This window comes from Saccharothrix lopnurensis, assembly GCF_042658445.1.
Lineage (GTDB): Bacteria > Actinomycetota > Actinomycetes > Mycobacteriales > Pseudonocardiaceae > Actinosynnema > Actinosynnema lopnurensis.
Genome location: NZ_JBHSQO010000035.1, coordinates 33,312 through 56,056, shown reverse-complemented (window position 1 = coordinate 56,056; position 22,745 = coordinate 33,312). Strand labels below are relative to the sequence as shown.

The window sequence follows — 22,745 nt, the reverse complement described above, 5'->3', positions numbered from 1 at the left end:
CCTCGACGCCACGACCGTTAAGCACCAGCAATTAATCCTCACGCTTGTCGTTTAGCATCGCTGCATGTTGGATCTCGGCAGGCTGCGCGCCCTGCACGCGGTGGCCACCCACGGCTCGGTCGGCGCGGCGGCCACCGCGCTCAACTGCACGCCCTCGGCGGTGTCCCAGCAGATCGCCAAGCTGGAGCGGGAGACCCGCACCACGCTGCTGGAGCGCCGGGGCCGGGGCGTCGCCCTCACCGACGCGGCCCACCTGCTGGCCGGCACCGCCCGCCAGGTGCTGGCGCTGGTCGAGCACGCGGAGGTGGCGCTGGAGGAGCAGCGCGGCGAGGCGGTGGGCCAACTGCGCGTCGGCGCGTTCCCCACGGCCGCGCGCGGCCTGCTGCCCGCCGCGCTGGAGGCGCTGTCCCGGGACCACCCGCGGCTGGACGTGCGCGCGGTCGAGCTGGACCCGCCGGACGGGCTGGACGCGGTGGCGCGCGGCGAGCTGGACCTCGCCGTCACGCACGACTGGGTCAACGCGCCGCTGCCCGTGCCCGAGCCGGTGTCGCGGACGCGCCTGGGTGAGGACGTCGCGGACGTGCTGCTGCCCGCTTCGCACCCGCTGGCCGACCGGGCGGCGGTGACCCCCGAGGACCTGGCCGGGGAGCGGTGGATCTGCCAGCCGGAGGGCACGATCTGCCACGACTGGCTGGTCAACACCTTCCGGAGCGCGGGGCGGGAGCCCGACCTGGCGCACCGGGTCGCGGAGTACGAGACGCAGCTGGCCCTGCTGACCAGGGGGATCGGCGTGGCGCTGCTGCCGCGGCTGGGTCGGAGCGCGCTGCCGGGCACGGTGCGCGCGGTGCCGTTCGTGCCCACGCCGACCCGCCGGGTGTTCGCCGTCTGGCGCACCCGGGCGGGCCGCCGACCCGCCGTCACGGCCGCCCTCACGGCCCTGCGCGCGTGCTGGGAGCAGCGCGACACGGCGTAGAGGCGGCGTGAGGCCGTCGAGCCGGGCCGGAGCCGGTTCCGGGGCCGCCGGTCCTTCCCCGCGGCCCCGTCACGCCGGGAGTTCGGCCCCGTCACGCCGGGAGTTCGGCCTCGTCGCACCGGGAGCGCGGTCCCGTCGCGCCGGGACCGCGACCTCATCGGGTCGGCCCGCGGTCAGCCCCTGTGGCGTTCGAGCAGGTCCTCCAGGAACCCGCCCGCCTCGGCGGCGGCCCGCGCGGCGTCGCGGTCGCGCACGGCGTCGAGCAGGCCGGCGTGCGAGACGTGCTCGTCCTCGTGATCGGTCTCCACGGTGGCCGTGATGCTGGCCCGGACCGCCTCGGTCAGGCCCTGGTACAGCTCGGCGAGCAGGGTGTTGTGCGAGCACTGCACCAGCAGCACGTGGAACGCGGTGTCGCGCTCGACCAGCCGGGCCCAGTCCTTCGCGGCCAGCGCCTCGTCCCGCTGGGCCAGCAGCTCCGCCAACCGGCCGAGCTCCTCCCCGGTCCGGTGGACGGCGGCCAGGCGGGCGCCCTCGACCTCCAGCGTCCGGCGCACCTGGAGCACCTCGCGCAGCTCCGTCCCGCACATCCGGCGGACCGCGCCGGACAGCTCGCTGGTGGCGCGGACGAACGTGCCGTCACCCTGGCGGACCTCCAGCAGCCCGGCGTGGGACAGCGCGCGCACGGCTTCCCGCACGGTGTTGCGGCCCACGCCCAGGGCGGTCACCAACTCGGGTTCGGGCGGGATGCGGCGACCGACCGGCCATTCACCGGCGGTGATCGCTCCCCTCATCTGGTCGATCACCTGGTCGACGAGCCCGGCCCGCCGAGTAGTGGCCAATGGCACAGGTCCATCCTTTCATCCGAACATCCCATGTCTGCAATAGTAAGCCGCGTGACGCTCCAGCAGACCCAGCCCGACCTGTCACCGTCGATGGTCCACAGTGCCACCGAACACGGTGCCGAGGCGACGATCGCGGCCCATCCTGCTGGTGATGCTGCCGGTCCCGGGGGCCGGAGCAGGCGGGTTGCCCTGGTCGGCAGCACCCTGTTGGCGATCGGCGTAGCGCTGGCCGCCGCCAACCTCCGCCCCGCGGTCACCAGCCTGGCCTCCGTGCTCGGCGACGTGCGCGCCTCGCTGGGCGTCTCCACGGCCTGGACCAGCCTGCTGACGGCCGTGCCGACGCTGTGCTTCGGCGTCGCCGCGTTCCTCGCGCCGTGGCTCGGCCGCCGCCTGGGCATGGCCCGCGCGGTCGGCCTCTCCCTGGCCGTGCTGACCCTCGGCCTGGTGCTGCGCGTGGTCAACGGCCCGTCGACGGTGCTCGGCGGCACGTTCATCGCGTGCGCGGGCATCGCGGTCTGCAACGTGCTGATCCCGGTGGTGGTGAAGGACTCGTTCCCGACCCGCGTGGGCCTGGTGACCGGCGTCTACACCGCCGCCCTGGCCGCCGGCGCGGCGCTCGGGGCCGCCCTCACCCCCGGCCTGGAGTCCCTGCTCGGCTCGTGGCGGCTCGCCGCGGGCGCCTGGGCGACCCTGTCGCTGGCCGCCCTGCTGATCTGGCTGGCCGGCGCCCGGCACGGCCGCGAGGTCCGCGCCGCCGCCGCGCCCGCCGCGGTCGGCCGGTCCCTGCTGCGCAGCCCGCTGGCCTGGGTGATCACCGTGTTCTTCGGCCTCCAGTCGCTGCTGGCCTACACGGTGATGGGGTGGTTGCCGCAGATCCTGGTCGACGCCGCCGGCGTGGACCGCGCCACGGCCGGACTGCTGCTGGCCGTCACCATGGTGCTGGGCGTGCCGGTGAGCCTGGTCGTGCCGCCGCTGGCCGCCCGCCGGCCCGGTCAGTCCGGCCTGGTGGCGGTGCTCGGCGCGCTGTCGGTGCTCGGCGTGCTCGGCCTGGCCGTGGCCCCCGCCGCCGCGCCCGCCCTGTGGGTGGTGCTGATCGGCGTGGGCATGGGCATGTTCCCGCTCGCGCTGGTGATGATCTCGCTGCGCACCTCGTCCGGCGCGGACACCGCGCGGCTGTCGGCGATGGCCCAGAGCATCGGCTACCTGATCTCCGCGGCGGGCCCGTTCGCGTTCGGGGTGCTGCGCGGGGCGACCGGCACGTGGACGACCTCGATGCTCGTCCTGGTCGGCCTGCTGGTCCTGCTGACCGCCCTGGGCTGGGTCGCGGGCCGGCCGCGCACGCTCTAGGTGATAACGCCCCACCCGGCACGCGCGATGTGCCGGTGACGGGGGAGAGGCGGAGAGCCCGGCCGTTCGAGGGGTCTGGCCGGGCTTCCGCTCCTCAGTACTCCAGCGGCAGGTTGAGCAGCGCGTTCTCGACCACCTCGGGCATACCCGGGTGGATCCAGTACTGACCGCGCGCCACCGACCTGGCGTCCTGGCCGAAGCTCATCGCCTGGATCAGCGGCTGGATCACCGTCGGCGCCTGCGGCCCGATGACGTGCGCGCCCAGGATCTCCCCGGTGCCCGGGTCGGCCAGCACCTTCGCGAACCCGGTCGTGTCCTCCATCGCCCACCCGTACGCGATCGACGCGTACGCCTGCGACCCCACCACGTACCGCACGCCGCGCTCGGCCGCCTGCTCCTCGGTCAACCCGACCGAGGCGATCTGCGGCGAGGTGAACACCGCCGCCGGCACGTGCCGGTGGTCGGCGGCGATCGGCTCGTCCGGGTGCAGCAGGTTGTGCTGCACGACGCGCGCCTCGTGGTTGGCCACGTGCTTGAGCTGGTGCTCGTTGCTGATGTCGCCCAGCGCGTAGACGCCCGCCGCGGAGGTCCGCTGGTGCTCGTCCACGACCACCCGGCCGTCCGGGTGCAGCTCGACCCCTGCGGAGGCCAGGTCCAGCAGGTCCGAGTTGGGCGTGCGGCCGACCGCGACCAGCAGCTCCTCACCGTCCACGGACACCGAGCCCTCAGGCCCCTCCAGGTGCAGCCGCACCACGCCGTCCACGCGCTCGGCCCGCACCGCCTTGTGGCTCAGCCGCACGTCCCACTTCTCCGACGCGAGCCGGGTGAACCGCTGGGCGACCTCCCGGTCCTCGCGCCGCAGCAGCAGGTCAGACCGGGCGATCAGGGTCACCCGCACCCCGAACGACGAGAACACGTGCGCGAACTCCGCGGCCACGAAACCGCTGCCCAGGATGGTCAGCCGGGGCGGCAGGGCGTCGAGGCGCATGATCGTGTCGCTGGTGTGGTAGCCGACCGACTCCAGGTCGGCCACGTCCGGCACCACCGGGCGGCTCCCGGCCGCCAGCACGAAGCGGTCGGCCGTGATGGTCTCCCCGGTGCCCGTGTCGAGGGTCCGGGGGCCGACGAACCTGGCCGTGCCCGCGAACACGGTGACGTTGGCGTTCTCCTCCGCCCGCCACCGCCGGCCGCCCTCGGAGATCGGGTCGATGCGCCCGAAGATCCGGTCGCGCACGTCGGTCCAGCGCACCCCGTCCAGGTGGGCGTCGACGCCCAGCCGCGCGCCGGAGGCGGGCGCGGCGGCCACGTCCGCGGTGTGCACGAACATCTTGGTGGGGATGCACCCGACGTTCAGGCAGGTGCCGCCGAAGACGCCCTTCTCGACGATCGCGACCCGCTGGTCGGCGAACCTCTCGTCGAGGATGGAGTTGCCGGAGCCGGAACCGATGATGACCAGGTCGAAGTGCCTCACGTCGTGCTCCAACCCGCGGCGCGGGGGACTTGTTCCCGGCCCGTCAGTGCGCGTAGGTCGGCACGAGCAGCGCCCGCGCGAGGGTGTGGAAGGCCAGGTTGAAGCTCACCACGGCGGGCGAGGCGTCGCCGTCCACGTCCAGCCGCTCCACGTCCACCGCGTGCACGACGAAGCAGTACCGGTGCACCTGGTCGCCGGGCGGCGGGGCGGCGCCGTCGAACGCGCGCGTGCCGTAGTCGTTGCGCACGTGGAACGCGCCGTCGGGCAGCGTGTCGTCGGACTCGCCCGCCCCGGTGTCCAGGGACGTCACGGACGCGGGGATGTTCACCGCGACCCAGTGCCAGAAACCCGAGGGGGTCGGGGCGTCCGGGTCGAAGCAGGTGACCACGAAGCTCCTGGTCCCCTCCGGGAACCCGGTCCAGCTCAGCTGCGGCGAGGTGTTGCCGCCCTCGTGCACCTGGGCCTGCGGCAACGCCTGCCCGTCCTCGACGTCGGTCGAGGAGACGGTGAACGACGGCACCCGCGGCAGCAGGGCGTAGGGGTCGGGGGTGACAGGGCGCTCGAGGCTCATCGGGTCCTCCCACACGTGATCTTGTCGGACCGCACGACCCTATCCCCGCGCGAACGGCCGCGCAGGCGGCGGCCGGTCAGCCGGGTGACGCAGAACACGCGCCGGCCCCGGGCCGACGCCGGCGGGCCCGCCCCATCCCCCCTCGTCCTTACCGGTCGGTGAAGTGGTGGTGAACCCCTGGCGATCGCCGGAACACCGCCGGATCCCCGACCGAGAACCCGGTGTGGAGAAGCTGAGGTCCGCGCTGGACTTCCTCGGCGGCCCCGGGCCTGTGGCGCCGGCGATCGCGCTGCTGTTCGCGGCGCCGGTCATCGACCGGCTGTTCGTGCGCCGCAAGCGGCTCGGGTACCGCGTGCTGTACAACTCGAAGATCGGCCTCGGCCCGGAGCAGCTGCACGACGGCTCCGACCCGAACCCGCCGCAGCTGCGCGAGCTGGTCCGGGTGCTGGACCGGATGAGCATCGTGGTCATCCGGATCCGCAACACCGGCAGCTACCCGGTCCACGGCGGCGACTTCACCACGCCGCTGACGTTCACCTTCGGCGACCGGGTGGTGTGGAACGCCAGGGTGTCCGAGGCCGGCAGCGAGGAGCGGAAGGCGGAGATCCGGCGCACGCTCCAGTTCTTCGGCACGGAGGCGAGCCCGGTGCGCGCGTCGCTGCCGACCGTGCGCGAGCGGATGGCGCAGCTGGTGGCGAAGTGGGGTCGGCTGCCGGTGACCGCGGAGGTGCCAGGGGAGCCGGTCTGGCACGGCGTGCGGCTGGAGAAGCTGTCGCTGGGGCGCAAGGAGAAGTTCAAGCTGCTGGTGGTGCTGCGCGAGCCGGACGGCAACCCGGACGGCGAGCTGGGCAAGGAGGTCGAGGTCGTCGGCGACCTCGGCGGCGCCGGGATCGTGCACGACGAGCGGCCGGAGCGGCTGGTGACGCTGCCCCGGCTCACCGGCGGGCTCGCGACGGTGCTGGCGGCCGTGCTGGTGCTCGTGCTGGCGTGGCCGCCGTCGTCGACGGACGCGTCCGTGGCGTGCGGGTCGGGGACGCTGCGGGTGGAGGGGTCGAGCGTGTTCATGCCGACCGTGCGGACCATCGCCGACCGGTACCAGCGGGCGTGCCCGGACGCGCGGGTCGTCACCCGGGCGACGGGCAGCATCCAGGGCGTCCGCGAGGTGGCCGGCGGCGACGCGGACCTGGTGGTGCTGTCCGACGGCAGGCAGGACGTGCCGGGCGTGCACGCGCAGCAGTTGGCGATCGTGGTCTACCACGTGGTGGTGCACGCGTCCGTCGGGGTGGACGCGATCAGCCTGGAGCAGCTGCGCGGCGTCTACTCCGGCGCGTACACGGACTGGAGCCAGCTGCGGGGCGGCGACCCGCTGCCCATCCGGGTCGTCGGGCGCGGTGGCGAGTCGGGGACGCGGGAGCTGTTCGAGCGTCGGGTGCTCGGCGCGAGCGAGAGCGCGCTGTCGTCCAACGACTGCCGGGTGAAGGACCGGGCGCCCGACGCGCCGGTGATCCGGTGCGAGCGGGACGACAACGCCGACGTGGTGCGGGAGATCGGCGCGGTGGAGGGCGCGATCGGGTACGCCGACGCCCCGTCGGTCGCCGAGGCCCGCAAGACCGACCGGCTGACGGCCCTGTCCCTGGACGGCAAGGTCTTCGACGCCGCCGCGGGCGTGGAGGCCGGCTACCCGTTCTGGACCGTCGAGTACCTCTACACCCGCACCGAGCCCGCCCCCGGTTCCGCCGCCGCCCGCTTCATCACCTACGTCCGCCAACACGAAGCCCCGCGCCTGCACCTCAAGGACGCGGGCTACCTCCCCTGCCACACCCCCGACAACCTCCCCCTCCCCCTCTGCACCCACCGCTGACCCCGCGCGAGTCGTACGTCCAGACCCCGCGAGTCGTACGTCCAGGTCGCGCGAGTCGTACGTCCAGGTCGCGCGAGTCGTACGTTCCGGACCCCCGAGTTACACGTCCAGGACCCCCGGGCTGCACGTTCGGGGGGTCCTGAACGCTGAACTCGGGGGTCCTGGACGTACGACACGACGGGTCTGGACGTACGACTCGCGCTTGGGGTTTAGGCGGCGGTGACGGTGGTGGTGGCTGTGGTGGTGGGTTCTAGGGCCAGGGTCAGGACTTCGCTCACGTCGTGGACCAGGTGGACGGTCAGGGCGTCGCGCACCTGCTCCGGCACGTCGTCCAGGTCCGGCTCGTTGCGCTGCGGCAGCAGCACGGTGGTGATGCCCGCGCGGTGCGCGGCCAGCAGCTTCTGCTTGACCCCGCCGATCGGCAGCACCCGCCCGGTGAGCGAGACCTCACCCGTCATCGCCACGTCGGAGCGCACCGGGCGACCCGACAGCAGCGACGCCAGCGCCGTCGTCATCGTCACGCCCGCGGACGGCCCGTCCTTCGGCACCGCGCCCGCCGGCACGTGGATGTGCACCCCGCGCTCGGCCAGCTCCTCCGCGCCCGCGTCGTGCGACTTCAGGTACGACAGCGCGATCTGCGCCGACTCCTTCATCACCTCGCCCAGCTGCCCGGTCAGCACGACCCCGGCCGACCCGGTGCCCTTCGGCGCCAGCGACGCCTCCACGAACAGCACGTCGCCGCCCGCGCCGGTCACCGCCAGCCCCGTGGCCACGCCCGGCACGGCGGTCCGCTCAGCCGACTCCGGCGTGTGCTTGGGCGAGCCCAGGTACCCGCGCAGCTCCGGCACGTCCACCGCCACCGGCAGCGCCGCCTCGTCCAGCGCCACCCGGGCCGTCACCTTCCGCAGCACCCGCGCCAGCGAGCGCTCCAGCTGCCGCACGCCCGCCTCGCGGGTGTACTCGCCGGCCAGCTTCCGCAGCGCCGCCTCGCTGATCGAGACGTCCTCCGGCGCCAGCCCGGCGCGCTCGACCTGCCGGGGCAGCAGGTGGTCACGGGCGATGGTGACCTTCTCATCCTCGGTGTACCCGTCGAGCCGGACCAGCTCCATGCGGTCCAGCAGCGGGCCCGGGATGGACTCCAGCACGTTGGCCGTGGCCAGGAACACCACGTCCGACAGGTCCAGCTCGACCTCCAGGTAGTGGTCCCGGAACGTGTGGTTCTGCGCCGGGTCCAGCACCTCCAGCAGCGCGGCGGTCGGGTCGCCCCGGTAGTCCGCGCCCACCTTGTCGATCTCGTCCAGCAGCACGACCGGGTTCATCGAGCCCGCCTCGGAGATGGCGCGCACGATCCGGCCCGGCAGCGCGCCCACGTAGGTGCGCCGGTGGCCGCGGATCTCGGCCTCGTCGCGCACGCCGCCCAGGGCGACCCGGACGAACTCGCGCCCCATGGCCCGCGCGACCGACTCGCCGAGCGAGGTCTTGCCGACCCCGGGCGGGCCCACCAGGGCCAGCACCGCGCCGGACCGCCGCCCGCCGACGACGCCCATGCCGCGGTCGGCGCGCCTGCGCCGCACGGCCAGGTACTCGACGATGCGCTCCTTCACGTCGTCCAGGCCGGCGTGGTCGGCGTCCAGCACGGCCCGCGCGCCCGCGATGTCGTAGGAGTCCTCGGTGCGCTCGTTCCACGGGATGCCCAGCACCGTGTCCAGCCACGTGCGGATCCAGCCGACCTCGGGGGACTGCTCGGAGGTCCGCTCCAGCTTGTCGACCTCGGTCAGCGCGGCCTGCCGCACGTGCTCCGGCAGGTCGGCGCCCTCGACGCGGGCCCGGTAGTCCTGCTCCTCGGTGGCGGGCTTGCCGTCCAGCTCGGCCAGCTCCTTGCGGATCGCGGCGAGCTGCTGGCGCAGCAGGAACTCGCGCTGCTGCTTCTCCACGCCCTCCTTGACGTCCTTGCGGATCGTCTCGGCCACGTCCAGCTCGGTCAGGTGCTCCCGGCCCCACTCGATCAGCCGCTCCAGCCGCCGCGTGGTGTCGGGCGTCTCCAGCAGCCACACCTTCTGCTCGTCGCCCAGGTACGAGGCGTACCCGGCGAGGTCGGCCAGCGCCGACGGCTCGTCGACCTGCCGCACCGAGTCGACCACCTGCCACGCGCCGCGCTGCTGGAGGATCGACGTGACCAGCGCGCGGTACTCGCGGGCCAGCTCGTGCGTGCGCTCGTCGGCGGGCGGCACGTCGGCGATCGTCGCCTCGACCCACAGCGCCGCGCCGGGACCGGTCGTGCCGGTGCCGATGCGCACCCGCTCGGTGCCGCGCACCACGGCCGCGCGCTCGCCGCCGGACAGCCTGCCCACCTGCTCTATCACGCCCAGTGTGCCGACCTTGGCGTACTTCCCGTCCAACCGCGGCACCAGCAGCACCTTGGACTGACCACCGGCGGCGGTCGCGGCCTCGACGGCGGCGCGGGCCTCGGCGCCGGCGTCCACGCCGCTGAGCCGGATCGGCACGACCATGCCCGGCAGCACGACCACGTCGTCCAGCGGCAGGACCGGCAGCGCCAACGTCTCGCCCATGATTCCTCCAAAGTTGAGTCTGACTGGCTCAACCAAGGTGAGCGGGGAATTGTTTCCGCCGGCTGTTCGCCCAGAGCGAGCAGGCGGAGAGGGGGCAGGGGGAGGGAGAGGGAGGAGAGGGGGAAGGGCGGCGCGGGGGAAGCGGCGCGGGAAGGCGGCATGGGGGAGGGGCGGCACGGGGGAGGCGGTGAGGAGGGCAGGCGGCGGAGGTAGGCGGAGGCGGAGGCAGGCGACGAGGGAGCCGAGGTGGGACGGCCTGCGGCGGGGGCAGGCCCGAGGGCGCGGCCTGCGACGGGACGGGCCCCGAGGGCGGTGCTGCGGCTTTCGGGTGCACTTCTCCGGTTGTGATCGTGTTCACCCGCCGTCACCGGCACGATGCACGGTGTGGCTACGACGGCCGGCGGCCCGGGTTCGGCGGTGCACCGCACGATCGTGGTGGTCGACGTGGAGGGCTTCGGCGACCCGCGCCGCACCCTGCCCCACCAGCTGGGCACGCGCGCCGGGCTGTACCGGGTCGTCGAGGAGGCCCTGCGGGCGGCCGGGGTGGCGTGGGAGGACTGCTACCACGAGGACCGCGGCGACTGCGTGTTCGTCCTCGTGCCGCCGGACTTCCCCAAGGGCCCGCTGGTGGAGGTGGTGCCCGGCGCGCTGGTGGCGGCGCTGCGCACCCACAACGACGCCTGCCCGCCCGAGCAGCGGGTCCGGTTGCGGGTGGCCGTGCACGCCGGTGAGGTCGCCTTCGACGGCCACGGCGCCACCTCCACCGCGCTGACCACCGCGTTCCGGCTGATCGACGCGGCGCCGCTGAAGCGGGCCCTGGCCGGTTCGCCCGGTGTGCTGGCGCTGGTGGTGTCCCGCTGGGTCTTCGACGAGGTGGTCCGCAACTCCGCGGTGCTCGACCCGACCACGTTCCGGCCCGCGCCGGTGAGCGTGAAGGAGACCCGCGACACCGCCTGGATCGCCCTGCCCGACCACCCCTACCCGGCCGACCGGGCCGCCGCGGACCACGCCGCGCCCGACCCGGCGTCCGCGCCCCACCAGCTGCCCGCCCCGCCCTCGCCGTTCGTCGGCCGCCGGGAGGAGCTGGACCGCCTGGACGCCGCCGTGGCGAACAGCTCCACGGTGGTCGTCTCCGCGATCGCCGGCGCCGGGGGCATCGGCAAGACCTGGTTGGCGCTGAACTGGTCCCACCGCGACCTCGGGCGGTTCCCGGACGGCCAGCTGTTCGTGGACCTGCGCGGGTTCAGCCCCGACGGCGAGCCGATGGACCCCGCGGTGGCGGTGCGCGGCTTCCTCGACGCCCTGGGCGTCGACCCCGGCCGCATCCCCGTCGACCCGCACGCCCAGGCCGCGCTGTTCCGCGGCCTGGTCGGCGACCGGCGGATGCTGCTGGTGCTGGACAACGCCGCCGACACCGCCCAGGTCACCCCGCTGCTGCCCGGCGGCGACACCTGCACCGTGCTGGTCACCAGCCGCAGGCGGCTGGCCGGGCTGATCACCGCCCACGACGCCCACCACCTGCCGCTGGACGTGCTGGCCGACGACGAGGCCCGCGCCCTGCTGACCCACCGGCTCGACCCCGGCCGCCTCGCCGCCGAGCCCGCCGCCGTCGCCGAGCTGATCGCCCTGTGCGGCGGGTTCCCGCTGGCGCTGAGCATCGTCGCCGCCCACGCCCACACCCGTCCCCAGCTCACCCTGACCGCCCTGGCCGCCGAGCTGCGCGACCTCGGCCTGGACGCCCTGGACGACGACGACCCGACGGCCAGCCTGCCCACCGTGCTGTCGTGGTCCCTGCGCTCCCTGACCCCCGACCAGGCCACCGCCCTCGCCCTGCTCGGCATCGCGCCGGGCCCGGACATCGGCCTGCCCGCCGCCGCGAGCCTCACCGGCCTGCCGCCCGGCACGGCCAGGGCGGTGCTGCGCGGCCTGGTGCAGGCTTCGCTGATCGGCGAGGACGCCCGCGGTCACCACCGGATGCACGACCTGATCCGCCGGCACGCCGCCGACACCGCGGCCACCCTGCCCCGGCGGACCCGGGACGAGGCCCTGCGCCGGGTGGTCGACCACTACCTGCACACCGCCCACGCCGCCGACCGGCACCTGATGGCCGACCGCGTGCCCGCCGAGCTCGACCCGCCCGAACCCGGCACCCACCTGAACCCGCCGACCGACTACGCCGCCGCCCTGGCGTGGTTTGACGCCGAGCACCCCAACCTGCTCGTGGCCCAGCGCACCGCCGCCGCCACCGGCCGGCACCGGGCCGCATGGGGCCTGGCCTGGGCCCTGACCACCTTCCACCACCGGCGGGGGCACCTGCACGACCGGCTCGCCGTGTGGCGGATCGGGCTGGCCGCGGCCGAGTGCCTGCCCGACCCCGTCGCCCGCACCCTGGCCCACCGGTACAGCGGCCGCGCCTGCGCCGACCTGGGGCGCTACGACGAGGCGGAGGAGCACCTGCGCCAGGTCCTGGTGCTGGCCGAACGCGCCGGGGACGCCGATCGGCAGGCACGGGCCCACCAGGAGTTCACCCGGCTCTGGGCGCTGCGGGGCGACAACGCGAAGGCGCTGGAGCACGCCACCCACGCCCTGCGGCTGCAACGCGCCCTGGACGACCGGGTGGGGGAGGCGCTGTCGCTCAACCTCGTGGGCTGGTACGAGGCCCTGCTGGGCGATTACGACCGGGCCCGCGAGCACTGCCGGGCCGCGCTCGCCCTCCAGCGCGAGCACCACGCCCGCGAGGGCGAGGCGATGAGCCTGGACAGCCTGGGCTACGTCGACCACCGCACCGGCCACCACGACCGGGCCGTGGAGCACTACCGCCAGGCCCTCGCCGTGTTCCGGGAACTCGGCCACAGCTACGCCGAGGCCGACAGCCTGGAGGGCCTGGGCCACCCGTACGCCGCCCTGGGCCGGGTCGACCGGGCCCGCGAGGTGTGGCGGCAGGCGTGGGAGCTGTACCGGGGCCAGGGTCGCGACGCCGAGGCCGAGGGGGTGCGGCGGCGGCTCGACGGGCTCGACCACCCGGACGGCCCGGACGGCCACGACGACCCGGACGGCCACGACTCAGCCCACCACGGCGACCCCGACGACCAGTGCGCGCCGAGGTGAGCCGCGGACCCATCCGCTAGGTTGCCGCGAAACGGGCACGAGCGTCCGTTAGGGGTTGTGCCCGTTCGGGCGACCCACGACGATCACGCCTTCGGCTGACGAGGAGATGTGCGCATGGAGCAGGCGAGCTGGGTTCCGTCCTCGGTGGACCTGAACCGGCCGAGCGCGGCCCGGATGTACGACTACTACCTGGGTGGTTCGCACAACTTCGCGGTGGACCGCGAGGCCGCGAAGTCCGTCGAGCAGATCTTCCCGGGCATGTCGGGCGCGGCGCGGGCCAACCGCTCGTTCCTGCGCCGCGCGGTGCGCCACCTGCTGGGGCAGGGCATCGACCAGTTCCTGGACCTGGGCTCGGGCATCCCGACCGTCGGCAACGTGCACGAGATCGCCCACCAGACCAACCCGGCGGTCAAGGTCGTCTACGCCGACGTGGAGCCGGTGGCGGTCGCGCACAGCACGGCGCTGCTCGCGGACAACCCGCTGGCCTGCGCCATCCAGGCCGACCTGCGCGACCCGGACTCCGTGCTGGGCAACGAGGACGTCCGCCGGATGATCGACTTCGACCGGCCCCTGGGCCTGCTGATGGTCGCGGTGCTGCACTTCGTGCCGGACGCCGACGAGCCGCACAAGGCCGTCGCGCGCTACCGGGAGGCCCTGGCGCCGGGCAGCTACCTGGCCCTCTCGCACGCCAGCTGGGACGGGATCTCGGCGGAGGGCATCGAGGGTGGCGAGCAGGTCAACGCGATCTACCGCAAGACCGACAGCCCGCTGGTGCTGCGGCCGGGCGACGAGATCGCCTCCTTCCTCACTGGGTTCGAGGTGGTCGAACCCGGTGTCGTGCCGCTGTCGGAGTGGCACCCCGACTCCGACGACGCCTACATCAGCGCGTACGCCGGGGTCGGCCGCAAGCCCTGATCGGCGGGGACCGGGCGGGGTCACTCCGGGAGGGGCCCGGTCGGTGCCACTCCGGTCGGTGCCACCCGGGTCGGTGCCACTCCGGGCTGGGTCACACCGGGCCGGGTCACTCCGGCGGGGTCAGGCGCAAATCCGGGTCGATCGGCGGCTCGCCGTCGAACGGGCCCCTCGGCAGGCCGCCCAGCGCGTCCAGGGTGATCGCGATCTCCCGGGCGTGCGGGTCGGTGCCGGTCGGCGGCACGGTGAACCAGTCCCGCAGGTCGGCCGGGACCCGGTAGCGCTCGGCCAGCTCCCGGTAGAGCGGGCCGCGCTGCTCGGCCTGCTCGGCCAGCTGCTGGTACTCGCGCATGGCCAGCCGCATCCGGATCCAGCGGTACCGGTCGGTCCGGGCGTCCTGGGTGAACCGGGTGCGCAGCAGCCTGCCCGCCTCCTCGCCCCGCCGCGCCAGGGCGAGGATCGTCTCCGGCCGCATGAACAGGTTGGTGCCGCCCTCGTCCGGCCGGACGCGGACGTGCGCGATCCGGCCCCGGTAACCGGGCAGCGCGGACTGCGCGGTGTCGCGCCAGCCGAGCAGGGTGTCCAGGATCGCGGACGCGAAGTGCTGCACGAGCCCGATGCCGCGCCACGGCGCGCCGCTGGTGGAGGCGTCCTGCTCGGGCAGCCACACGTCCCGGTCGTCGCCCGGCGGGTACGGCTGGAGGCTCAGGCCGAACGTCGGCCAGCGGGGCAGCAGCTGGTCGAAGAAGTGGATGGGGAAGTTGCTGGTGATGCCGCCGTCGGAGAACCAGTGCACGCGGGGCTCCGGCTCGGCGCGCACCAGCGGCACGGCGGCGATCAGGCCGGGCAGCGGCGTGCTCATCCGGACCGCGAGCGCCACGGGCAGGTCGCGCGGCAGGACGTGGACCGGTTCGTCCGGGTGCCGCGGGCAGCGGTGCCCGGACTCCTCGCGGCCCAGGACCTCCACGGTCCGCCGGGGCAGCACCACGCCCAGGCACGTGCGGCAGAACAGCCACGCGTCGGCCGGCTCGGTGAACGGCAGCCGGTAGGGGCGGCCCTCGGACAGGTCCGTGGTCATCAGCACCAGGGTGGTGTTCAGGTCGGCGAAGGTCAGGTCCGGCACGCCGGACAGGTCGTCGAGCCGGTCGGCGATCCAGTCGCCCAGCGGCGGCACGCCGGTCGATCTCGGCACCCCGCAGCGGCGGTCCCAGAAGTTCGCCTCGAACCGGCCGGTGCCGGGCACCAGCCCGAAGTGGACGGTGGCCGCCCTCCGGTCGAGGAACCGCTTGGCGCTCAGGCCGAAGGTGAGCGCGATGACGCTGACCAGGGCGAAGCCCAGCACGAGCCAGCACACCGCGGCGGTGGCCGCGCTCGCCAGGCTCGGGGCGGTCCACCGGGTGGCGAGCGCGACCGGCGCGAGCGGGGCCAGGAGCAGCAGCGCGGTGCCCGCGCGCCGCAGCCGGGAACCCCCGCCCCGCACCGACAGGAGCACCACCACGACCGTCACGACGACCAGCGCCGCGGCGGCGATCGCGACCAGCACCCACGTCGGCGTCGAGCCCCACCGCACGACGCGGGACCACAGCGCGGGCCCGATCAGCCACAGGACCAGCGCCAGGGCCGGCAGCAGCCGCGCCCGCCAACCGACCGCGCCGAGCAGCGCGAGCAGCAGGCAGGTCACCGGGCTGCGCCCGGTGGTGTCCCGCCGCTGCATGGAGGCCACGACGATGCGGAACAGCTTGCGCGTGTCCTCGCCGGGTTGGAACAGCTGGGCCATCCGCCAGCCCGGCGCGGCGAACCAGTCGACCAGGTCGTGGAGCTTGCGGAACCCGCCCTGCTCGCGCCCCCGCTCGGCGGCGGCGGTGAAGGCGGCCCCGATGGCGCCGGCGGACGCGCCGCCCAGCGACCGGAAGCGGTAGTGCTCGGCCAGCTCCACCACCGCCCACGGGTACACCACGCCGCTGGTGGTGCCGCCCCGCATGGTCAGGTCGCAGTACCGGTCGTGCTCCTCCGCCATGCCCCCATGATCCACCCGCCGGGGGGACGGGGCGCTAGGCCGATCGGTGGTGCTCGGCGGCGATGCGCTCGACCTCGGCCGGCGTGCCGGTCATGATCGTGCGGGCGTGCTCGGTGATCAGCTCCACCGGCCAGTCCCACCACCGGGCGCGCAGCAGGCGGGCCACGTCCTCGTCCGGGAAGCGCCGCTTCAGCACGCGCCCGGGGTTCCCGCCGACCACCGAGTACGGCGGCACGTCCGACACCACCACGGCCCCGGCCGCGATGATCGCCCCGTCGCCGATGGTGACGCCCGGCATGACCAGGCAGTCGTAGCCGAACCACACGTCGTTGCCCACGACGGTGTCCCCGCGCGTCCCCATGTCCGCGAACAGGTCGGCCGTGTGCTCCTGCCAGGCCCCGCCGAAGATCGTGAACGGGAACGTCGACACGCCGGTGTCGAGGTGGTTCGCGCCGGCCATGATGAACCGGGTGCCGCTGGCGAGGGCGCAGAACTTCCCGATGACCAGCTTCTCCGGCCCGTACCCGTAGAGCACGTTGCGCGTCTCGAACTCGGTGGCGTGCTCGGGGTCGTCGTAGTAGGTGTACTCGCCGACCTCGACGGTCGGCGCGGTCACCAGCGGCTTGAGCAGCACCACGCGGTCGGTGTGCGCCAGCGGGTGCAGGGTGGTCGGGTCGGGGACGAAGGTCAAAGAGAACTCCTTGTCGCAACTCGTGTTGCGTTAGAGTGGCACGCACGCACCCTCAACGCAACTGGAGTCGCACTTGAGCACACGACCCGGCGGCCGGTCGGCCCGCATCCGCGACGCCGTGCTGGAGGCCGTGCACGCCGAGCTCGTCGACCGCGGCTACCTCGGGATGACCGTCGAGAACGTCGCCGACCGCGCGGGCGTCCACAAGACCACCGTCTACCGCCGCTGGGGCACCGTGGACGTGCTCATCGCCGACGCCCTGGACCGCGGCCGCGACGTCGCCTGGACCGCGCCCGACACCGGTTCCGCCGAGGGCGACCTGATCGCGCTCGCCCACGAGGTCGTCGACACCTTCACCGACCCCGTGCGCAGCCGCGTCCCCATCGCCCTGGTCGCCGCCGCCCTCCAGTCGAGCCGCGCCCGGCAGGCCAAGCACGACTACTACGCCGCCCGGCACGCCGCCGCCGCGGGCATCGTGGAGAGGGCCGTCGAGCGCGGCGAGCTGCCGCCCCGCACCGACCCCGCCGAGCTGGTGCGGCAGACCTGCGCCCCGCTGTTCTACCGGGTGTTCGTGTCCGGTGAACCGCTCGACCGCGCCACCGGCGAGCGCGCGGCGCGGGCGGCGCTCGCCGCTGCCCGCGCCGGGGTGCTCTGAGGATCGTCGGGTGCCCCGAGGACCGGGAACGGGTGTTCCGAGGGGCGGGGGACGGGGTGTTCCGAGGGGTGGCGCCGGGGTGCTCCGGGGACCGGTGGCGGAGTTCCGCAACGATCCGGCCCCGCCGCGCGATGATCGGTTGTGTCGAGGACGTTGCGGACCAACGTGGTCAAGGTGCTGGGGGCGCTGGCGTCCGCCGGCGCGCTGTGCTGGGTCTTCCTCCCGCCGGCCGTGGACGTGATCGACCGGCCCCGGACCGTGGCCGAGGGCAGCCGGCCCCTGCTGGTCTTCTCCACCGAGGGCGGCGAGACCGACCACGAGCTGCACGCGCACTTCACCGGTGACGTCGGTGGCGACATCACCGCGTGGTTCGGGGTCCGGACCGTCGACGCGGACGCCACCGAGTACGAGCAGCTCGGCGTGCGCGTCACGTTCTTCGGCCCGGACCTCCCCGGCGAGGTGACCTGTCAGGGCAAACCCGTCCCGACGGCGGCGTGGGACGACCTCGGCGCCGGGGCGAGGAGCGCGTTCGCCGCGGACCGGACGAGCCGGAAGCGGGGCGCCCACCCCCGCGGCGCGCTCGCGGAGGACCCGGTCTCCGCCTCCTTCCCCCAGTGGGCGGGCACCGTGAACACGGCGGTCAAGAGGAACACCGCGGAGGACCGGAACGCCGCGGCGCTGCACTGCGTGGTGCCCGCGGCCTGGGTCTGGACCCGGACCCCGAGGCGCCTCACCGCACTGCTGCCCCAGGTCAACTACAACGGGGTCCAGGACCGGACCGACCACCAGAGCGACCTGCTGGGCAGCGTGGCGCTGAACCGGGACCCGGACTGGGTGCTGTCCGAGTCCTACCCCGAGGCGGGCGTGGACGCCTTCTCGGTGAACCAGGAGCTCACGCAGCACTGGGTGGGCAAGAAGGGGCAGGAGCACAACTTCGGCTACCTGACGCAGCCCGACCTGCTGTTCGCCGCCCGCGGTACCGACCAGGACGACGTGCGGGCGCTGACGATCGCGGGCATCGTGCTCGGCATCGCCGGGAGCCTGGTCGTGTCGGCCCTCGCCCGGCTGGTGGACGTCGTGGCGGAACTCGTCGCCCCGGAGCGCCCCACCGGCACCTGAGGCGCGAGGGCACCTGAAGGCGCGCGCCCGGGTCGGGACGAGCCAGGACCGGTCAGGTCAGAGCGCGTCCAGGAACCCGTCCACCTCGGCCAGCGCCCGCTCGCGCACCGGCCCGGCCGACAGGAACAGGTCGTGCATCCCGTTCTCCACCGTCACCACCCGCACCCGCCGCCCGATCCTCGGCGCCCACTTCCGCATGTGCGCCACGTCCAGCACGGTGTCGGCGGTCATCGCCTCGGGCGCCCACCGCTTGGCGCGCAGGTGGCTGCGGCTCGCGCACAGCACCAGCACCGGCACCCGCACGTCCAACCCCCGGTGCAGCCGGGCGTGACCGCGGCGGACCGCGCGCAGCCACCCGGCGTGCACCGGGAACGCCTCGATCGGCTTCCACGCGACGTCGAAGTCCCACTCGCCGTGGTGGTCGCGGTGGATGCTGTGGCCGTACACCGGGCCCAGGCCGGGCTTGAGCACCAGCCGGGGCGCGATCCGGCCGACGCCCCGGACCACCGCCGTACCGACCGTGCGCAACAGCCACGACTCCGCCAGGTCGAGCCACGGGCTGTTGAGCACCAGGGCGTCGAGCACGTCGTCGTCCCGCCGCTCGTGCGCCCACAGGCTGGTGATCAGCCCGCCGGTGGAGTGGCCGACCACGACCAACCGCCGGTGGCCGTCCTCCTCGCGGATCACCCGCACCGCGGCGTCGACCTCCTCGAAGTGCTGCGTGAGGTCGGTGACGAAGTTCGCCGCCTGCCCCGGTCGCAGCGAGCGGCCGTAGGCGCGCAGGTCGAGGGCGTAGAAGTCGAAGCCCCGCGCGGTGAAGTGCTCGGCCACGTGGGTCTGGAAGAAGTAGTCCGCGAACCCGTGCACGTACAGCACCGCGCCCCGGGTCGCGGGCTCGGCGCGCCGGCGCACCAGCACCGCGCCCACGTCGCCGCCCAGCGGCAGCCCGCGTGCCTCGTAGCCGCTGCCGAGCACGTCCGCCTGCTGGGCGGCCCGGCCGCCGGTCTCGTCCACGCCGCCAGTGTGCCCGGCGGTTGTCCCGTTCGGGAACGCCGACCCGTGGCACCGTGGCACCCTGGGCCGATGGGCGAGGAAATCGAGCGGTCCACCGCACGCGTGCGCTTCCCGGGCATCAGCCCCCGGGCGTACGAGCACCCGGTGGACCGGGGGGCGTTGGCGGTCCTGCGGGCGGTGCCGGGCATCGGTCCGGTGCTCCAGGCGGTGGCGGGCGCGTTCACCGAGCGCGGTGAGCGGCTGGGCCACCTGGCGTCGAGCATCCGGGTGGGGCCGAAGCAGTACCCGGCGCTGGACCGGCTGCGCCTGGAGACCGCGGCGACGCTGGACGTCGACCCGGTGCCGGAGCTGTTCGTGCGGCGCGACCCGCTGCCCCACGCGATGACCATCGGCATCGACAAGCCGTTCATCGTGCTCACCACGGGACTGGTGGAGCTGCTCGACCAGGACGGCCTGCGCTTCACCATCGGGCACGAGATGGGGCACGTGCTGTCCGGGCACGCCCTGTACCGGACGATCCTCCAGCGCCTGGTGCAGGTGCAGTACGGGATGGGCTGGATGCCCGTCGGGTACTGGGCGATCCGCGCGGTGATCGCGGCGCTGGGCGAGTGGTACCGCAAGACCGAGCTGACCTGCGACCGCGCCGGCCTGCTGTGCGTGCAGGACCCGGCCGCCGGCCTGCGGGCGCACGTGGCGATGGCGGGCGGCATGGACCTCAGCGAGGTCGACACGGCCGAGTTCCTCAACCAGGCCCGGGAGTACGAGCAGGTCGAGGACGTGCGCGACTCGGTGCTCAAGCTGATCCGCACCTGGCCGCTGACCCACCCGCTGGCGGTGGTGCGCGCGGCCGAGCTCCAGAGGTGGGCGGCGAGCGAGGAGTACCGCACCATCCTGACCGGCGACTACGCGCGCCGCGAGGACGACCGGCCGACCACGTCGTTCACCGAGGACCTCAGGGCGGCGGCCCGCTCGTACAGGGAGTCGGCGGCCCAGTCCGAGGACCCCCTGATGAAGGTCTTCAACGAACTCGGCGACGTCGTGGTGGGCACGGCGGACAAGGTCCGTAGCAAGTTCGGTGGAAATAAGGCCGAACAGTCCAACTGACTCGCCCGTTCGGGCTAACTTCCTCCTGGGTGTCCTTGACCAGGAGGAGGGGCGATGCGGCTGGCCGCGTTGTTGATGACGTTGATGATGGCACTGGCGGGCGCCGCCACGGCGGAGGAGCTGACGCCGGGCGAGCGCGTGGTGGGCGGCGGGCGGGTGGCCATCGCGGACCACCCGTGGGTGGTCTACCTGGCCGATTCCAACGGTTACCAGTTCTGCGGCGGCACCCTGGTGGCGCCGGACAAGGTGGTCACCGCGGCGCACTGCGCGGTGAACATGACGCCGCGCAACGCGCGGGTCGTGGTGGGTCGAGAGGACAAGGAGAGCAGGCAGGGGCGGGTGGTCCGGCTGAACGAGGTCTGGGTCCACCCGGACTACGTGGCGGCGGACCGGGGCGCGGACGTCGCCGTGCTGACCCTGCGCGAGCGGGTGCCCAACCAGCCGCTGCCGCTGGCCGGTCCGGAGGACGACGAGCTGTACGCGCCGGGCACCGAGGCGCTGGTGCTGGGTTGGGGCCGCACGAGCGAGCAGGGCGCCCCGTCGCGGTACCTGCTGGCGGCGTCCGTGCCGGTGATGTCCGACGAGGACTGCGAGGCCGCCTACTTCCAGTACGACGCGGGCGAGATGACCTGCGCGGGCTTCCCGGAGGGCGGCATCGACACCTGCCAGGGCGACTCCGGCGGTCCCATGGTGGCGGGCGGGAAGCTGATCGGCGTCACGTCGTGGGGTGAGGGGTGCGCGCGCCGGGGCAAGCCCGGCGTCTACGGCCGGATCGCCACCCACTTCGACGCGCTGACCGAGCAGTTGACCGGGCAGCCCGCCGGCGCGGCGGGGCCTGCGGGGCCGGCGGGTGCTGCGGGGCCTGCGGGTGCTGCGGGGGTCGGAGGGCGCGAGGCGCGTCCGACGTTCCCGGCGGGGCCCGGCCGGCACCGGGCCCGCGCGTCAGACCACCAGGCCGATCGACATGGCCAGGAACACCGCCGCGCACACCGCGTCCAGCGCCGTGGTCACGCCGGGCCGGCGCAGCGGACCCGCGACCCGCGCCGCGGCGACCACGATGGTCAGCTCCCACAGCGCGGCCAGGCCGAGGAACACCGCGGCGAGCAGGGTGAGCTGGGGCGCGGGGTCGCCCGAGCCGATGAACTGCGGCAGGAACGCCAGCGAGAACAGCAGCATCTTCGGGTTGGTGATGTTGGTCAGGAACCCCTGCCGGAACGGTCGGGGCGCGACCGCCGACTCCCCCTCGGACGTGGGCCGCAGCAGGCCGCGCGTGATCGACACGGCCAGGTAGAGCAGGTAGGCGGCGCCGATCCAGCGCAGCGCGGTCAGCGCCGCCGGGTAGCGGGCGATCACCGCGCCGACGCCCGAGATCACCAGCGCGACCTGGAGGAGCGCCGCGGTGTGGATGCCCGCGAGCGCCAGCAGGCCGGCGCGCGTCCCGGCCCGCACCGAGGTGCGCAGCAGCAGGAAGGCGTCCACGCCCGGGGTCAGGACCACCACCGCGCAGGCGATGAGGAACGCGGGCAGTTGGGTGAGATCCAGGTGCATGGAACCTCCCTCATGTTCCGGACAGATGCTCGTGATCTGTCTCACTGGCCGTGGAATCTTCGGTATCAGGGGATTCTAACAACAGATTTTCCGGTTCCCATACCCGGATAGGGAAGTCGTGCGCGCTCCGCTACGGTCTGTGCCCGTTCATCCACGTGACGTAGGGGAGTGGTCCATGCGCATCAGCGCGCCGGTGTTCGCCGTGCTCGTCCTGCTCTTCTCCGGGCTCCCCGCGGCCGCGGTCGTCGGCGGCCGGGAGGCCCCGCCCGCGCCGTGGGTGGTGGCCCTGTTCGACCAGGCGGGCAACTTCTTCTGCGGCGGGGCGCTGATCGCGCCGGACAAGGTCGTCACCGCCGCCCACTGCACGGTCGAGCGCTCCGCCGTGGGCCGGCGCGACCGGCGGGCGGAGGAGCTGACCGCCGTCGCGGGCCGGGCCGACCTGGACAGTCGGGCGGGTCGCGGCAGCCGGGTCGCGGCGATCTGGCGGCACCCCGACTTCACCGCGGTCACCGCGGGCGACGACGTGGCGACCCTGACCCTGGTCGACCCGCTGCCCTACCAGCCGGTCCGGGTCGCCGAGCCCGGCACCGGGCCCGCCGTGGTCCGCGGCTGGGGCCGCACCGGCGAGCTGCGGCCGCCTAGCCGCGTCCTGCGCGAGGTCGACGTGCCGATCCGCGCGGACGCCGAGTGCGCGGACCTGGTGCGGGGCTACCGACCGGGCGCGATGCTGTGCGCGGGCTACCCCGAGGGCGGCAAGGACGCGTGCGAGGGCGATTCGGGCGGTCCGCTCACCGCGGCCGGCGAACTCGTCGGCGTGGTGTCCTTCGGCCACGGCTGCGCCCGCGCCGACCACCCCGGTGTCTACACCGCCCTGGCCCGGTACCGGGAGTGGCTCTGATGCGGGGTCGGTGCCGGTCGTGGCGCTGATGCTGTGGTACCACG

The 22,745-nt window shown here is 74.3% G+C and carries 17 protein-coding genes and 1 pseudogene; 10 read left to right on the top strand and 8 right to left on the bottom strand.

What is annotated here, in order from left to right; genetic code table 11:
• Positions 1–64 precede the first annotated feature (64 nt).
• The gene (locus ACFP3R_RS27005; RefSeq protein ID WP_380639637.1) at positions 65–973 is read left to right on the top strand and encodes a LysR family transcriptional regulator; all 909 of its coding nucleotides are present in this window, start codon (positions 65–67) and stop codon (positions 971–973) included.
• A 173-nt stretch (positions 974–1,146) separates the two neighbouring features.
• Here the strand turns inward: ACFP3R_RS27005 and ACFP3R_RS27000 are convergent, their stop codons facing one another.
• On the bottom strand, positions 1,147–1,818 hold the full coding sequence (locus ACFP3R_RS27000; protein ID WP_380639635.1) for a FadR/GntR family transcriptional regulator: 672 nt from the start codon (positions 1,816–1,818) through the stop codon (positions 1,147–1,149).
• Between the two features lie 204 nt (positions 1,819–2,022).
• Here ACFP3R_RS27000 and ACFP3R_RS26995 point away from each other — a divergent pair, with 204 nt between their 5' ends.
• Positions 2,023–3,162: an MFS transporter gene (locus ACFP3R_RS26995; RefSeq protein ID WP_380639633.1), complete on the top strand. Its 1,140-nt coding sequence runs from the start codon at positions 2,023–2,025 to the stop codon at positions 3,160–3,162.
• A gap of 94 nt (positions 3,163–3,256) precedes the next feature.
• Here the strand turns inward: ACFP3R_RS26995 and ACFP3R_RS26990 are convergent, their stop codons facing one another.
• On the bottom strand, positions 3,257–4,633 hold the full coding sequence (locus tag ACFP3R_RS26990; RefSeq protein WP_380639631.1) for a mycothione reductase: 1,377 nt from the start codon (positions 4,631–4,633) through the stop codon (positions 3,257–3,259).
• A 43-nt stretch (positions 4,634–4,676) separates the two neighbouring features.
• Positions 4,677–5,204 carry a YbhB/YbcL family Raf kinase inhibitor-like protein gene (locus ACFP3R_RS26985; protein ID WP_380639629.1) on the bottom strand — a complete coding sequence of 176 codons (528 nt, stop codon included), beginning with the start codon at positions 5,202–5,204 and terminating at the stop codon, positions 4,677–4,679.
• 223 nt (positions 5,205–5,427) lie between these two features.
• Here ACFP3R_RS26985 and ACFP3R_RS26980 point away from each other — a divergent pair, with 223 nt between their 5' ends.
• Positions 5,428–7,065, top strand: a complete 1,638-nt coding sequence (locus tag ACFP3R_RS26980) for a PstS family phosphate ABC transporter substrate-binding protein (protein ID WP_380639627.1) — start codon at positions 5,428–5,430, stop codon at positions 7,063–7,065.
• Between the two features lie 209 nt (positions 7,066–7,274).
• On the opposite strand, the gene lon is transcribed toward ACFP3R_RS26980, so the two are convergent.
• Positions 7,275–9,635 carry an endopeptidase La gene (gene lon / locus ACFP3R_RS26975; RefSeq protein ID WP_380639625.1) on the bottom strand — a complete coding sequence of 787 codons (2,361 nt, stop codon included), beginning with the start codon at positions 9,633–9,635 and terminating at the stop codon, positions 7,275–7,277.
• A 384-nt stretch (positions 9,636–10,019) separates the two neighbouring features.
• Between lon and ACFP3R_RS26970 the strand changes: the two genes are divergently transcribed.
• Together ACFP3R_RS26970 and ACFP3R_RS26965 are read left to right on the top strand one after the other, a co-directional pair.
• Entirely contained in the window at positions 10,020–12,743 is a 2,724-nt protein-coding gene (locus ACFP3R_RS26970; RefSeq protein WP_380639623.1) for an ATP-binding protein, read from the top strand.
• A gap of 114 nt (positions 12,744–12,857) precedes the next feature.
• Positions 12,858–13,658, top strand: coding sequence for an SAM-dependent methyltransferase (locus ACFP3R_RS26965; protein ID WP_380639621.1), 801 nt, complete (start codon positions 12,858–12,860; stop codon positions 13,656–13,658).
• A 106-nt stretch (positions 13,659–13,764) separates the two neighbouring features.
• On the opposite strand, the gene ACFP3R_RS26960 is transcribed toward ACFP3R_RS26965, so the two are convergent.
• The gene (locus ACFP3R_RS26960; RefSeq protein ID WP_380639619.1) at positions 13,765–15,672 is read right to left on the bottom strand and encodes a patatin; all 1,908 of its coding nucleotides are present in this window, start codon (positions 15,670–15,672) and stop codon (positions 13,765–13,767) included.
• A gap of 34 nt (positions 15,673–15,706) precedes the next feature.
• Positions 15,707–16,363 (bottom strand): CatB-related O-acetyltransferase, encoded by a 657-nt coding sequence (locus tag ACFP3R_RS26955; protein ID WP_380639617.1) that lies wholly within the window; start codon positions 16,361–16,363, stop codon positions 15,707–15,709.
• Positions 16,364–16,436: 73 nt separating this feature from the next.
• Between ACFP3R_RS26955 and ACFP3R_RS26950 the strand changes: the two genes are divergently transcribed.
• Both ACFP3R_RS26950 and ACFP3R_RS26945 read left to right on the top strand, forming a co-directional pair.
• Positions 16,437–17,018: a TetR/AcrR family transcriptional regulator gene (locus ACFP3R_RS26950; RefSeq protein ID WP_380639615.1), complete on the top strand. Its 582-nt coding sequence runs from the start codon at positions 16,437–16,439 to the stop codon at positions 17,016–17,018.
• Positions 17,019–17,159: 141 nt separating this feature from the next.
• Positions 17,160–18,137 (top strand): hypothetical protein, encoded by a 978-nt coding sequence (locus ACFP3R_RS26945; RefSeq protein WP_380639613.1) that lies wholly within the window; start codon positions 17,160–17,162, stop codon positions 18,135–18,137.
• Positions 18,138–18,194: 57 nt separating this feature from the next.
• Here the strand turns inward: ACFP3R_RS26945 and ACFP3R_RS26940 are convergent, their stop codons facing one another.
• Positions 18,195–19,151 carry an alpha/beta hydrolase gene (locus ACFP3R_RS26940; RefSeq protein ID WP_380639611.1) on the bottom strand — a complete coding sequence of 319 codons (957 nt, stop codon included), beginning with the start codon at positions 19,149–19,151 and terminating at the stop codon, positions 18,195–18,197.
• Between the two features lie 69 nt (positions 19,152–19,220).
• Here ACFP3R_RS26940 and ACFP3R_RS26935 point away from each other — a divergent pair, with 69 nt between their 5' ends.
• Positions 19,221–20,255 carry a M48 family metallopeptidase gene (locus ACFP3R_RS26935; protein ID WP_380639609.1) on the top strand — a complete coding sequence of 345 codons (1,035 nt, stop codon included), beginning with the start codon at positions 19,221–19,223 and terminating at the stop codon, positions 20,253–20,255.
• Positions 20,256–20,309: 54 nt separating this feature from the next.
• Positions 20,310–20,975 (top strand): annotated as a pseudogene (locus tag ACFP3R_RS26930) (S1 family peptidase); the annotation flags it as partial.
• 222 nt (positions 20,976–21,197) lie between these two features.
• Here ACFP3R_RS26930 and ACFP3R_RS26925 read toward each other — a convergent pair.
• Entirely contained in the window at positions 21,198–21,803 is a 606-nt protein-coding gene (locus ACFP3R_RS26925) for a LysE family translocator (protein WP_380639607.1), read from the bottom strand.
• Positions 21,804–21,978: 175 nt separating this feature from the next.
• Between ACFP3R_RS26925 and ACFP3R_RS26920 the strand changes: the two genes are divergently transcribed.
• The gene (locus ACFP3R_RS26920; RefSeq protein ID WP_380639605.1) at positions 21,979–22,701 is read left to right on the top strand and encodes a serine protease; all 723 of its coding nucleotides are present in this window, start codon (positions 21,979–21,981) and stop codon (positions 22,699–22,701) included.
• Positions 22,702–22,745 lie beyond the last annotated feature (44 nt).

Excerpts from the sequence above, each read along its gene's own strand:
- ACFP3R_RS27005 (WP_380639637.1), top strand. The coding sequence starts at position 65 with ATGTTGGATCTCGGCAGGCTGCGCGCCCTGCACGCGGTGGCCACCCAC.
- ACFP3R_RS26985 (WP_380639629.1), bottom strand. The coding sequence starts at position 5,204 with ATGAGCCTCGAGCGCCCTGTCACCCCCGACCCCTACGCCCTGCTGCCG.
- lon (WP_380639625.1), bottom strand. The coding sequence starts at position 9,635 with ATGGGCGAGACGTTGGCGCTGCCGGTCCTGCCGCTGGACGACGTGGTC.
- ACFP3R_RS26965 (WP_380639621.1), top strand. The coding sequence starts at position 12,858 with ATGGAGCAGGCGAGCTGGGTTCCGTCCTCGGTGGACCTGAACCGGCCG.
- ACFP3R_RS26960 (WP_380639619.1), bottom strand. The coding sequence starts at position 15,672 with ATGGCGGAGGAGCACGACCGGTACTGCGACCTGACCATGCGGGGCGGC.
- ACFP3R_RS26935 (WP_380639609.1), top strand. The coding sequence starts at position 19,221 with ATGGGCGAGGAAATCGAGCGGTCCACCGCACGCGTGCGCTTCCCGGGC.
- ACFP3R_RS26925 (WP_380639607.1), bottom strand. The coding sequence starts at position 21,803 with ATGCACCTGGATCTCACCCAACTGCCCGCGTTCCTCATCGCCTGCGCG.
- ACFP3R_RS26920 (WP_380639605.1), top strand. The coding sequence starts at position 21,979 with ATGCGCATCAGCGCGCCGGTGTTCGCCGTGCTCGTCCTGCTCTTCTCC.